This window comes from Streptomyces sp. NPDC050704 (assembly GCF_040654355.1).
Classification (GTDB): Bacteria; Actinomycetota; Actinomycetes; order Streptomycetales; family Streptomycetaceae; genus Streptomyces.
The window spans coordinates 68,950-81,238 of the sequence record NZ_JBFAHW010000044.1; the positions used below are offsets into that span (position 1 = coordinate 68,950).

The 12,289-nt window shown below is 70.5% G+C and carries 13 protein-coding genes and 1 pseudogene; all 14 read left to right on the forward strand.

Translation table 11 applies throughout. The features are described from left to right. Window positions 1–288: 288 nt before the first annotated feature. A complete protein-coding gene (pgsA, locus tag AB0I18_RS25505; RefSeq protein WP_363107876.1) occupies window positions 289–1,023 on the forward strand; it encodes a phosphatidylinositol phosphate synthase in 735 nt (244 codons plus the stop codon). Beyond that, window positions 1,020–1,973 carry a phosphatidylinositol mannoside acyltransferase gene (locus AB0I18_RS25510; RefSeq protein ID WP_363107877.1) on the forward strand — a complete coding sequence of 318 codons (954 nt, stop codon included), beginning with the start codon at window positions 1,020–1,022 and terminating at the stop codon, window positions 1,971–1,973. Before pgsA ends, AB0I18_RS25510 begins: the two co-directional genes overlap by 4 nt. After that, the gene (locus AB0I18_RS25515) at window positions 1,970–3,139 is read left to right on the forward strand and encodes a glycosyltransferase family 4 protein (RefSeq protein WP_363107878.1); all 1,170 of its coding nucleotides are present in this window, start codon (window positions 1,970–1,972) and stop codon (window positions 3,137–3,139) included. The genes AB0I18_RS25510 and AB0I18_RS25515 overlap by 4 nt, the downstream gene beginning before the upstream one ends. Before the next feature lie 23 nt (window positions 3,140–3,162). After that, a complete protein-coding gene (locus AB0I18_RS25520) occupies window positions 3,163–3,492 on the forward strand; it encodes a hypothetical protein (protein ID WP_363107879.1) in 330 nt (109 codons plus the stop codon). Window positions 3,493–3,701: 209 nt separating this feature from the next. Further along, window positions 3,702–3,914, forward strand: a pseudogene (locus tag AB0I18_RS25525) (glycosyltransferase); the annotation flags it as partial. A gap of 97 nt (window positions 3,915–4,011) precedes the next feature. Next, window positions 4,012–4,557, forward strand: a complete 546-nt coding sequence (locus AB0I18_RS25530; RefSeq protein WP_363107880.1) for a hypothetical protein — start codon at window positions 4,012–4,014, stop codon at window positions 4,555–4,557. 223 nt (window positions 4,558–4,780) lie between these two features. Next, entirely contained in the window at window positions 4,781–5,704 is a 924-nt protein-coding gene (pdxS, locus tag AB0I18_RS25535; RefSeq protein ID WP_363107881.1) for a pyridoxal 5'-phosphate synthase lyase subunit PdxS, read from the forward strand. A gap of 56 nt (window positions 5,705–5,760) precedes the next feature. Further along, the gene (gene pdxT, locus AB0I18_RS25540) at window positions 5,761–6,369 is read left to right on the forward strand and encodes a pyridoxal 5'-phosphate synthase glutaminase subunit PdxT (RefSeq protein ID WP_363107882.1); all 609 of its coding nucleotides are present in this window, start codon (window positions 5,761–5,763) and stop codon (window positions 6,367–6,369) included. 48 nt (window positions 6,370–6,417) lie between these two features. Further along, a complete protein-coding gene (locus AB0I18_RS25545; RefSeq protein ID WP_363107883.1) occupies window positions 6,418–7,170 on the forward strand; it encodes a YebC/PmpR family DNA-binding transcriptional regulator in 753 nt (250 codons plus the stop codon). A 121-nt stretch (window positions 7,171–7,291) separates the two neighbouring features. Next, window positions 7,292–7,822: a crossover junction endodeoxyribonuclease RuvC gene (ruvC, locus tag AB0I18_RS25550; protein ID WP_363107891.1), complete on the forward strand. Its 531-nt coding sequence runs from the start codon at window positions 7,292–7,294 to the stop codon at window positions 7,820–7,822. Then, complete coding sequence (gene ruvA / locus AB0I18_RS25555) at window positions 7,819–8,430, forward strand: Holliday junction branch migration protein RuvA (RefSeq protein WP_363107884.1); 612 nt, start codon at window positions 7,819–7,821, stop codon at window positions 8,428–8,430. Before ruvC ends, ruvA begins: the two co-directional genes overlap by 4 nt. Before the next feature lie 163 nt (window positions 8,431–8,593). Continuing rightward, on the forward strand, window positions 8,594–9,667 hold the full coding sequence (ruvB, locus tag AB0I18_RS25560; protein ID WP_363107885.1) for a Holliday junction branch migration DNA helicase RuvB: 1,074 nt from the start codon (window positions 8,594–8,596) through the stop codon (window positions 9,665–9,667). Window positions 9,668–9,831: 164 nt separating this feature from the next. Then, window positions 9,832–10,341: a preprotein translocase subunit YajC gene (gene yajC / locus AB0I18_RS25565; protein WP_363107886.1), complete on the forward strand. Its 510-nt coding sequence runs from the start codon at window positions 9,832–9,834 to the stop codon at window positions 10,339–10,341. Between the two features lie 141 nt (window positions 10,342–10,482). After that, a partial coding sequence (gene secD / locus AB0I18_RS25570) for a protein translocase subunit SecD (protein ID WP_363107887.1) occupies window positions 10,483–12,289 on the forward strand: 1,807 nt, incomplete at its 3' end.

A 12,289-nucleotide genomic window follows, 5' to 3' on the forward strand; every position in this document is an offset into this window, starting at 1 on the left:
GTCACTGTGGGCGCGGACACGCGGCGCCGCGTGCGGTGGCGGCTCCGGCGACGCCCGCGGTGTCTTCGAGCTTTGCACTCGTGTCACGGCGCGTCCATACAGCGGACGTGATCGCGCCGTCTCCCGTAGGTCATCCGTAGGTCATCCGCGGGGAGTCGCGCCCGGATGTCATCAGGCCGTGACCCGGGGCGCGGGTGCCCGACCGTCGCACACGCGCACGCGTGGCTACGATGGGCCAGCCGGTGGCCAGCAGGGGCCGCGCGGCCACACCGACCAATCGGGAAGGCCATGCTGAACAAGTACGCGCGTGCATTCTTCACGCGTGTCCTCACACCGTTCGCCGCGTTTCTCATCCGCCGGGGGGTGAGCCCCGACACGGTCACCCTCCTGGGTACGGCCGGAGTGGTGGTGGGCGCACTGGTCTTCTTCCCCATGGGGGAGTTCTTCTGGGGCACGATCGTCATCACGCTGTTCGTGTTCTCGGACCTCGTCGACGGCAACATGGCGCGCCAGCTGGGCCGCTCCAGCCGCTGGGGCGCCTTCCTCGACTCGACCCTCGACCGGGTCGCCGACAGCGCGGTCTTCGGCGGCTTCGCGCTCTGGTACGCGGGCAGCGGCGACGACAACGTCCTGTGCGCCGTCTCGATCTTCTGTCTGGCCAGCGGCCAGGTGGTGTCGTACACCAAGGCGCGCGGCGAGTCGATCGGTCTGCCCGTCGCCGTCAACGGACTCATCGAGCGCGCCGAGCGCCTGGTGATCTCGCTGGTCGCGGCCGGTCTCGCGGGCATGCACACGTTCGGTGTGCCGGGCATCGACATCCTTCTGCCGATCGCGCTGTGGATCGTCGCCGTCGGCAGCCTCGTCACGCTGATCCAGCGTGTCGTCACGGTGCGCCGGGAGGCCGCCGAGGCGGATGCCGCGACCGCGAAGGAAAACGCCTCGCAGGAAAGCGTTGCCCAGGACGGTGCCGCGCAGGAAGGTGCCCCGCAGAGCAGTTCGCAGAACAGCGAGGCCACGTCGTGAGCAGTCTGAAGGGGCAGCTGACGTACGCGGCGTACGCCGCGGGCTGGGGAGCCGTCAAGAAGCTCCCCGAGCCCGTTGCCGTACGGCTGGGCCGGACCATCGCCGACCTCGCCTGGAAGCGGCGCGGCAAGGGCGTACGACGCCTTGAGTCGAACTACGCGCGCGTGCTGCCCGACGCGACCCCGGAGCGGCTCGCCGAGCTCTCCCGGGCGGGCATGCGCTCGTACCTGCGCTACTGGATGGAGTCCTTCCGGCTGCCCGTCTGGAGCAAGGAGCGCATCAAGGGCGGTTTCGACGGCAAGGACCTCCACTATCTGACCGAGGGGCTGGCCGCCGGCAACGGCGTCATCCTCGCCCTGCCGCACCTGGGCAACTGGGACCTCGCGGGCGCCTGGGTCACCACCGAGCTGGAGACGTCGTTCACGACGGTCGCCGAGCGGCTGGAGCCGGAGAAGCTGTACGACCGGTTCGTCGCCCATCGCGAGGGCCTCGGCATGGAGGTCCTGCCGCACAGCGGCGGCACCGCGTTCGGCACGCTGGCCCGGCGGCTGCGCGAGGGCGGCCTCGTCTGCCTGGTCGCGGACCGTGATCTGTCCGCGTCGGGCGTCGAGGTGAAGTTCTTCGGCGAGGCCACGCGGATGCCGGCCGGACCCGCGCTGCTCGCCCAGCAGACCGGCGCGCTGCTGCTGCCGGTGACGCTCTGGTTCGACGACTCGCCCGTGATGCGGGGCCGGGTCCATCCACCCGTCGACGTCCCCGAGTCAGGTAGCCGGGCCGAGAAGACGTCTGTCATGACGCAGGCGCTGGCCGATGCCTTCGCCACGGGGATCGCCGACCATCCGGAGGACTGGCACATGCTCCAGCGCTTGTGGCTCGCCGACCTGGAGCCCCGCTCCGGCCCGGCCGACGGGGAGTCCCGTTCCGGGCCGCCCGGCGGGGAGAGGCCGTGAAGATCGGCATCGTCTGCCCGTACTCCTGGGACGTCCCCGGGGGCGTCCAGTTCCACATCCGCGATCTGGCGGAGCACCTCATCCGCCTCGGGCACGAGGTGTCCGTCCTCGCACCCGCGGACGACGAGACCCCCCTGCCGCCGTACGTCGTCTCGGCGGGCCGCGCGGTCCCGGTGCCGTACAACGGGTCGGTCGCCCGCCTCAACTTCGGGTTCCTGTCGGCCGCGCGGGTGCGGCGCTGGCTGCACGACGGCACGTTCGACGTGATCCACATCCACGAACCCGCCTCGCCCTCCCTCGGCCTGCTGGCCTGCTGGGCCGCGCAGGGGCCGATCGTCGCCACCTTCCACACGTCGAACCCGCGGTCCCGGGCGATGATCGCCGCGTATCCGATCCTGCAGCCCGCGCTGGAGAAGATCAGCGCGCGGATCGCGGTGAGCGAGTACGCGCGGCGCACCCTCGTCGAGCACCTGGGCGGCGACGCCGTCGTCATCCCGAACGGTGTCGACGTCGAATTCTTCGCGAAGGTCGAGCCGAAGCCGGAGTGGCAGGGGGACACGATCGGCTTCATCGGCCGCATCGACGAGCCCCGCAAGGGCCTGCCCGTCCTCATGAAGGCCCTTCCGAAGATCCTCGCCGAGCGGCCCGGGACGCGGCTTCTGGTCGCCGGGCGCGGTGACGAGGAGGAGGCCGTCGAGAAGCTTCCCGAAGAGCTGCGGTCGCGCGTCGAGTTCCTGGGCATGGTGAGCGACGAGGACAAGGCGCGCTTCCTGCGCAGCGTCGACCTGTATGTCGCGCCCAACACCGGCGGCGAGAGCTTCGGGATCATCCTCGTGGAGGCTATGTCGGCGGGCGCGCCCGTGCTCGCCTCCGACCTGGACGCCTTCGCGCAGGTCCTCGACCAGGGCGCGGCGGGCGAGCTGTTCGCCAACGAGGACGCGGACGCACTGGCCGCCTCGGCGCTGCGGCTTCTCGGCGACCCGAAGCGCCGCGCGGAACTGCGCGAGCGGGGGAGCGCCCACGTGCGGCGTTTCGACTGGTCGACGGTCGGGGCGGACATCCTGTCGGTCTACGAGACGGTCACCGACGGGGCCGCGGCGGTCGCCGCCGACGAGCCCGACGAACACGGCGGGCTGCTGGCCCGGTTCGGGCTGGCCCGGGACTGACGGAACGGACAGGGGAGGCGGACATGGTGGGTGGGACGAGAGACGTACGGGAAGTACGGGAAGTACAGGGAGTGCCGAGGGAAAACGCCACGACGCCTCTGACGGCAGAGGAGGAGCTGCGTGTCCGCGCGGTGTTCACCGCCGAGATCGGGGAGCGGCTGGCCCGCCAGGGGTGGGCGACCTTCCCCGCGTACACGCCGGAGGAGCGCATCCGGCTGTTCGCCGTGGCACGGATGATCGAGGAGCGGCTGGGGTGCCGCGTCGAGGCCGCTCCGGAGGACATCTGTTCCATGCGGTTCACGGTGGCCGGGGCCGAGGCCGGTGGCGACGTGGTGGCGGTGCCCGGACGCTGAGGCGGGCGCGCGGCACCGGCCGCGACGCACGGCTGCGGTGGCCGGGCACGCCTCCCCGATCGCGGCGTCCGAGGACGAGCACGGGCCGGTGGCGGCGTCCGGGCGCGGCGAGGCGGGGCCCGTCCGGGGAGCTCGGCAAGTGCGTCCCGGCGCTCGGCGGCCGCGCGCGGCCGCGGGATCGCGGTGGTGTCGACCGTGTACGAAGGCGGGCCGGGCGCGGTGACGCGGAGGAGGCCGTCGAGAGGCCTCCCGAAGAGCTGCGGTCGCGCGTCGAGTTCCTGGGCATGGTGAGCGACGAGGACAAGGCGCGGTTCCTGTGAAGTGTCGACCTGTACGTCGTCGACCTGTACGTCGCGCCCGACACCGGCGGCGAGAGCTTCGGGATCATTCTGGTCGAGGCCATGTCGGCGGGCGCGCCGGTGGCCTTCGGCCGACACGTCCGGGCAACTCGGCGGCTGATCCTCGCGCGACCCGAGGCAGCGCCGGGCGACGCGGGCCGCACCGGTAGCCTGTGCGCCCGTGACCTCCACACTGATCTGGATCGTGGTCGCCCTCGTGGCGATCGGCCTCTACCTGAGCTGGACCGCAGGCCGCCTCGACCGGCTGCACTCGCGAATCGACGCGGCGCGGGCCGCACTCGACGCACAGCTGCTGCGGCGTGCCTCCGTGGCGCAGGAACTGGCCACGTCCGGAGTGCTCGACCCGGCCGCCTCGATCGTGCTCTACGAGGCGGCGCACGCGGCCCGGCAGGCCGAGGAGGAGCAGCGCGAGGTCGCCGAGAGCGACCTCAGCCAGGCCCTGCGGGCCGTCTTCGGAGAGTCCCAGCAGGTGGAGGCCGTACAGGCGGCTCCCGGCGGAGAGGACGCCGCCCGCGAACTCGCCCAGGCCGTCCGCCGGGTCCCGATGGCCCGCCGCTTCCACAACGACGCCGTACGAGCGGCCCGCGCGCTGCGCCGCCACCGCAAGGTGCGCTGGTTCCGGCTGGCCGGACACGCGCCGTTCCCGCTGGCCTTCGAGATGGACGACGAGGCCCCGGTGGCGCTCGCGGACCGCCCGGGGACCTGAATACACGCGCGCGTGGACCCCACAAAAGGTCCCTGCAGCTCCTTGCAGCTCCCTGAAGGTCATCGACGAAAGGTCCCTGACCACGGAAAACACGTATGCGTGCACTGAAAATGAGCCACCGCCTATTCATTGGCCCTTGCTGTGGCCTGGTCCCCAGGCGTTTCCTCGGTGTCTGTAGAAGCCCTCTTGCAGGAGCCCTCTTTCCACCGAGTGAGGTCAACCCGTGTCCAGCACGCTCTCCAGCCCCGCCCAGCCCACCGACACCCCTGCCACCGGCACCGCGCGCGTGAAGCGCGGCATGGCCGAGCAGCTCAAGGGCGGCGTGATCATGGACGTCGTCACGCCGGAGCAGGCGAAGATCGCCGAGGACGCGGGCGCCGTCGCCGTCATGGCCCTGGAGCGGGTCCCCGCCGACATCCGCAAGGACGGCGGCGTGGCGCGCATGTCCGACCCGGACATGATCGAGGGCATCATCGAGGCCGTGTCCATCCCGGTGATGGCCAAGTCGCGCATCGGCCACTTCGTCGAGGCCCAGGTCCTGCAGTCCCTCGGCGTCGACTACATCGACGAGTCCGAGGTCCTCACCCCGGCCGACGAGGTCAACCACGCGGACAAGTGGGCCTTCACGACCCCCTTCGTCTGTGGGGCCACCAACCTCGGTGAGGCCCTGCGCCGCATCGCCGAGGGCGCGGCCATGATCCGCTCCAAGGGCGAGGCCGGTACCGGCAACGTCGTCGAGGCCGTCCGCCACCTGCGCCAGATCAAGAACGAGATCGCCCGGCTGCGCGGCTACGACAACAACGAGCTGTACGCCGCCGCCAAGGAGCTGCGCGCCCCGTACGAGATCGTCAAGGAGGTCGCCGAGCTCGGCAAGCTCCCGGTGGTCCTCTTCTCCGCCGGTGGCGTCGCCACTCCCGCCGACGCGGCCCTGATGCGCCAGCTCGGCGCCGAGGGCGTCTTCGTCGGCTCCGGCATCTTCAAGTCGGGCGACCCCGCCAAGCGCGCCGCCGCCATCGTGAAGGCCACCACCTTCTACGACGACCCGAAGATCATCGCGGACGCGTCCCGCAACCTGGGCGAGGCCATGGTCGGCATCAACTGCGACACCCTCCCCGAGGCCGAGCGCTACGCGAACCGCGGCTGGTAGTTCACCCTCCCCAAGCATTCGTTGAACACCCGACGTACAAGGCAGGCACTACGCAGATGAGCAACACCCCCGTCATAGGCGTCCTGGCCCTGCAGGGTGACGTACGGGAGCACCTGATCGCCCTGGCCGCGGCGGACGCCGTGGCCAGGCAGGTGCGGCGCCCCGAGGAACTCGCCGAGGTCGACGGACTGGTCGTCCCCGGCGGTGAGTCCACCACCATCTCCAAACTGGCCGTCCTCTTCGGGCTGATGGAGCCTCTCCGCGCGCGCGTACGGGACGGCCTGCCCGTCTACGGCACCTGCGCGGGCATGATCATGCTCGCCGACAAGATCCTCGACCCGCGCTCGGGCCAGGAGACGATCGGCGGCATCGACATGATCGTGCGCCGCAACGCCTTCGGACGGCAGAACGAATCCTTCGAAGCGGCGGTCGACGTGAAGGGTGTCGAGGGCGATGCTGTAGAGGGCCTCTTCATCCGGGCCCCCTGGGTCGAGTCGGTGGGTGCCGAGGCCGAGGTGCTGGCGGAGCACGGCGGGCACATCGTCGCCGTCCGCCAGGGCAACGCGCTCGCCACGTCGTTCCACCCGGAACTGACCGGCGACCACCGCGTGCACTCCCTGTTCGTCGACATGGTGCGCGCGAACCGGGCAGCGGAGTCCTTGTAGGATCTCTGGCGTTCGTATCTGGATGGGTTACGCGAAGGAGACAGGCAGATGTCCGGCCACTCTAAATGGGCTACGACGAAGCACAAGAAGGCCGTGATCGACGCCAAGCGCGGCAAACTCTTCGCGAAGATGATCAAGAACATCGAGGTCGCGGCCCGTACGGGCGGCGCCGACGTGTCCGGCAATCCGACGTTGTTCGACGCCATCCAGAAGGCCAAGAAGAGCTCGGTCCCGAACAAGAACATCGACTCCGCGGTCAAGCGCGGTGCCGGTCTCGAAGCCGGCGGCGCCGACTACGAGACGATCATGTACGAGGGTTACGGCCCGAACGGTGTCGCGGTGCTCATCGAGTGCCTCACCGACAACCGCAACCGCGCCGCCTCCGACGTCCGGGTCGCCATGACGCGCAACGGCGGATCGATGGCCGACCCGGGTTCTGTCTCCTACCTCTTCCACCGCAAGGGCGTCGTCATCGTCCCCAAGGGCGAGCTGTCCGAGGACGACGTCCTGGGTGCCGTGCTCGACGCCGGCGCCGAGGAGGTCAACGACCTCGGCGAGTCCTTCGAGGTGCTCAGCGAGGCCACCGACCTGGTCCAGGTCCGCACGGCCCTCCAGGACGCCGGCATCGACTACGACTCGGCCGACGCCAACTTCGTCCCCACGATGCAGATCGAACTGGACGAAGACGGCGCCCGCAAGATCTTCAAGCTGATCGACGCGCTCGAGGACAGCGACGACGTGCAGAACGTCTTCGCCAACTTCGACGTCAGCGACGACGTGATGGCGAAGGTCGACGCCTGACGCGGACTCAGCTCGGCGTTCATGGACGGGCCAAGGGGGGACACGCCCCCGTTGGCCCGTCCTCGCGTTGTCGGCGCGAGCCGATAGCCTGCACAAACAGGTGAGCGAAAGAGGGGGCGGGATGCGGGTACTGGGCGTGGACCCGGGGCTGACGCGCTGCGGCGTCGGGGTCGTCGAGGGCATCGCGGGGCGTCCCCTGACGATGCGTGGTGTCGGTGTCGTACGCACCCCCGCGGACGCCGAACTCGGTCTGCGCCTCGTCGCCATCGAGCAGGGCATCGAGCAGTGGCTCGACGAGTACAAGCCCGAATTCGTCGCCGTGGAGCGGGTGTTCAGCCAGCACAACGTCGCCACGGTGATGGGCACGGCCCAGGCCAGCGCCGTCGCCATGCTCTGTGCCGCCCGGCGCGGCATCCCCGTCGCCCTGCACACCCCGAGCGAGGTCAAGGCGGCCGTCACCGGCAGCGGACGCGCGGACAAGGCCCAGGTCGGGGCGATGGTCACCCGGCTGCTCCGCCTCGACGCGCCCCCCAAGCCCGCCGACGCGGCGGACGCCCTCGCCCTCGCCATCTGCCACATCTGGCGCGCACCCGCCCAGAACCGACTCCAGCAGGCCGTCGCCCTGCACGCATCGAAAGGGCGTCCCGCATGATCGCCTTCGTCAGCGGCCCGGTCGCCGCCCTCGCCCCCGACTCCGCGGTGGTCGAGGTGGGCGGCATCGGCATCTCCGTGCAGTGCGCGCCCAACACGCTCTCCGGGCTCCGCATGGGACAGCAGACCAGACTCGCCACCTCCCTCGTCGTACGGGAGGACTCGCTGACCCTGTACGGCTTCGCGGACGACGACGAGCGGCAGACCTTCGAGCTGCTGCAGACCGCGAGCGGCGTCGGCCCGCGCCTCGCCCAGGCGATGCTCGCCGTACACAGCCCCGACACCCTGCGCCGCGCGGTGTCCACCGGCGACGAGAAGACCCTCATCGCCGTCCCCGGCATCGGCAAGAAGGGCGCCCAGAAGCTCCTCCTGGAGCTCAAGGACCGGTTGGGCGAGCCCCTCGGCACCGGCGGCCCGGCCATCGGTACGGCCGTCACCGCCGGCTGGCGCGAGCAGCTGCACGCCGCGCTGATCGGGCTCGGGTACGCGACCCGCGAGGCCGACGAGGCGGTCTCCGCGGTGGCGCCGCAGGCCGAGGCGGCCCAGGGGGCGCCCCAGGTGGGCCAGTTGCTGAAGGCCGCCCTGCAGACCCTCAACAGGGCGCGCTGAGCTCCGGGGGAGGTGCGTTGATGAACCCGCGGGCCCGTTGTGGCAGGTCACGCAGTGCTTCATGCCCCTATGGGGCGTGTCCCCGTGGAACGCGGCTCCCGTCAGGGCGCCGCCCGCCCTCCGCCCGTACGACCCAGACCCACTACACCGCGAGGCACACCGAATGAACTGGGACGACACGACCGACGACGACGCCACCGCCGAGCGGCTCGTTGGTGCGTCCGCCGACGGCGAGGAGCAGGCCGTCGAGGCCGCCCTTCGCCCCAAGGACCTCGACGAGTTCATCGGCCAGGAGAAGGTCCGCGAGCAGCTCGACCTCGTCCTGCGGGCCGCACGCGCGCGTGGCGCCACCGCCGACCACGTGCTGCTCTCCGGTGCCCCCGGGCTCGGCAAGACCACCCTCTCGATGATCATCGCCGCCGAGATGGAAGCGCCGATCCGCATCACCAGCGGTCCCGCCATCCAGCACGCCGGCGACCTCGCCGCGATCCTCTCCTCCCTCCAGGAGGGCGAGGTCCTCTTCCTCGACGAGATCCACCGCATGTCGCGGCCCGCCGAGGAGATGCTCTACATGGCGATGGAGGACTTCCGCGTCGACGTCATCGTCGGCAAGGGCCCCGGCGCCACCGCCATCCCCCTCGAACTGCCGCCCTTCACCCTGGTCGGCGCCACCACGCGCGCGGGCCTGCTACCGCCCCCGCTGCGCGACCGCTTCGGCTTCACCGCGCACATGGAGTTCTACGAGCCCGCCGAGCTGGAGCGCGTCATCCACCGCTCCGCACACCTGCTCGACGTGGAGATCGACACCGAGGCGGCCGCCGAAGTCGCCGGCCGTTCCCGGGGCACGCCCCGCATCGCCAACCGCCTGCTGCGCCGCGTCCGCGACTACGCCCAGGTCAAGGCCGACGGCATCGTCACCCGGGACATCGCCTCGGCGGCCCTCGCCGTGTACGAGGTGGACAGCCGAGGCCTCGACCGCCTCGACCGAGGCGTCCTCGAAGCCCTGATCAAGCTCTTCGGCGGCGGCCCGGTCGGCCTGTCCACGCTCGCCGTCGCCGTGGGGGAGGAGCGCGAGACGGTCGAGGAGGTCGCCGAGCCCTTCCTCGTCCGCGAGGGGCTGCTGGCCCGCACTCCCCGCGGCCGGGTCGCGACCCCGGCGGCGTGGGCGCATTTCGGCCTCACCCCGCCCCGCCCGTCGACCGGTGGAAACGGACAACAGGACCTGTTCGGGGCGTGACGGCGAGGCCACTTCCGGGGTGAGGAACCGCGGTGCGATGCTGAGCGTTGTTCCTTGAGTGCGGACTCGCTTAGACTCCGCCGATGCCGCCTTTGCCGACGGCGTACATACCCCCATCCATCAGGCCGCTCACCATCGCGGTCGAATGAAGGAAGTTCCGACCCGTGAGTCTCGTGACCCTCCTCCCGTTCATCGTGCTCATCGGGGCCATGTTCCTGATGACCCGGTCGGCCAAGAAGAAGCAGCAAGCGGCCGCGCAGATGCGCAACGACATGCAGCCCGGCTCGGGCATCCGCACGATCGGTGGCATGTACGCGACGGTGAAGGAGGTCAACGAGGACACGGTCCTCGTTGACGCAGGACCGGGCGTCGAGCTGATCTTCGCCAAGAACGCCATCGGCGCGGTCCTCAGCGACGATGAGTACAACCGCCTTGTCCACGGCATCGAGCACGACCTCAAGGACGACGAATCGGTCGTCCCGGACGACGCCTCCTCCCTCACCGAGACCGACGAGCCCGCCGACGCTTCCGACGACAAGCCCATCGACCTCGGCAAGAAGGACGCGGACGACGAGTCCGCGGAAGAGAGCGCCGAGGAGTCCGCCGACGCGGAGCCGAAGAAGGCCGATGACGCAGAGCTGAAGAAGTCCGACGGCGAGTCCGACGCGAAGTAGCCATGACCGGGGACCGCGGAGTGCGCCGCTCGCGCACCGCGGTCCCCGGAACGTGTGGCTTCGCGGGGGATCTCGACACCATTTCATGGCCGTCCGCCCAGGTACTCCGGCGCCGGGCGGACGAAGAGGGAGAACGAGAAGGTGGCAGCACCTAAGAAGGGCCGAAAGCAGGCCGCCCAGGGCAGTCCGGGGCGCACTCTGGCCCTGTTCCTGATCGCCATCGTGGCGCTCACCGGTGGCATGTTCGCCTCCGGGCACACGACGCCGCGCCTCGGCATCGACCTCGCCGGCGGTACGAGCATCACGCTCGCGGCGAAGGAGGAGCCCGGCCAGAAGGACGCGATCAACCCGACCAACATGAAGACCGCGGTCGGCATCATGGAACGCCGCGTGAACGGTCTCGGTGTCTCCGAGGCGGAGGTCCAGACCCAGGGCGATCGCAACATCATCGTCAACATCCCCAAGGGCACGAACTCCAAGCAGGCCCGGGAGCAGGTCGGCACCACCGCCAAGCTCTTCTTCCGACCGGTTCTGACCACCGAGGTCTCCGGTCCCGCCGCGTCGCCCAGCACCTCCCCGAGCGCCTCCGGCAGCCCTTCCCCGGGCACGGACAAGGACGGCGACAAGGACAAGGCCACCTCGTCCTCCTCGCCCTCCGCGACACCCTCGGCCACTCCCACCACGCAGGGCCGCGCGGTCACCGACGCGCTGAAGGCCGACCCCACTCCGTCGCCGACCGGTTCGGCCCCGGCCGCCTCGCCGCCCCCGAGCGGCAGCCCCGACGAGGCGACCAGCAAGCTTCAGGCGGAGTACACCGCACTGGACTGCACCAAGAAGTCGCAGCGCGCGACGGCCGGCGAAGGCGCCAAGCCCAGCGACACGATCGTGGCGTGCGGTCAGAACGCCCAGGGCCAGTGGCAGAAGTACATCCTCGGCCCGGCCGAGGTCGCGGGCACGGACATCGACGAGGCCCAGGCCGTTTTCGACGCCCAGAGTGGCGCGGGCTGGAAAGTCACGATGAAGTTCACGTCCGGCGGCGCCAAGAAGTTCGCCGACATCACGGCCAAGCTCGCGCAGCAGCAGTCCCCGCAGAACCAGTTCGCCATCGTCCTGGACAACGAGGTCGTCTCCGACCCGTTCGTGAACCAGGAACTGACCGGCGGCAACGCCGAGATCTCCGGCAGCTTCAATCAGCAGGAGGCCCAGGACCTGGCCAACATGCTGAAGTACGGCGCGCTGCCGCTCTCCTTCGAGGAGGCGAGTGTCACCACCGTCAGCGCCGCACTCGGTGGCGAGCAGCTGGACGCGGGCCTGATCGCCGGTGCCATCGGCCTGGCCCTGGTCATCATCTACCTGGTGGTGTACTACCGGGGCCTGTCGTTCGTCGCCATCGTGTCGCTGCTGGCCTCCGCGGTCATGACCTACTCGATCATGTCGCTGCTCGGTCCGACCATCGGCTTCGCGCTGAACCTGCCGGCGGTCTGCGGCGCCATCGTGGCCATCGGTATCACAGCGGACTCGTTCATCGTGTTCTTCGAACGCATCCGTGACGAGATCCGCGAAGGCCGTACGATGCGTCCCGCGGTCGAGCGAGGCTGGCCGCGCGCGCGGCGCACCATCCTGGTCTCCGACTTCGTGTCGTTCCTCGCCGCGGCCGTGCTGTTCACCGTCACCGTCGGCAAGGTCCAGGGCTTCGCGTTCACACTGGGTCTGACCACCCTGCTCGACGTGGTCGTCGTCTTCCTCTTCACCAAGCCGCTGATGACGATTCTCGCCCGCAAGAAGTTCTTCGCGGAGGGCCACAGTTGGTCCGGCCTCGACCCGAAGCGGGGGGGGGGGCCGCCCCCCCCCCCCCCCCCCCCCCCCGGCCCCCCCCCCCCCCCACCCCACCCTGGTCGCCCCCCCCGCCCCCGAGGCCAGCCGCCGCGACGACAACCACTCACCCCCC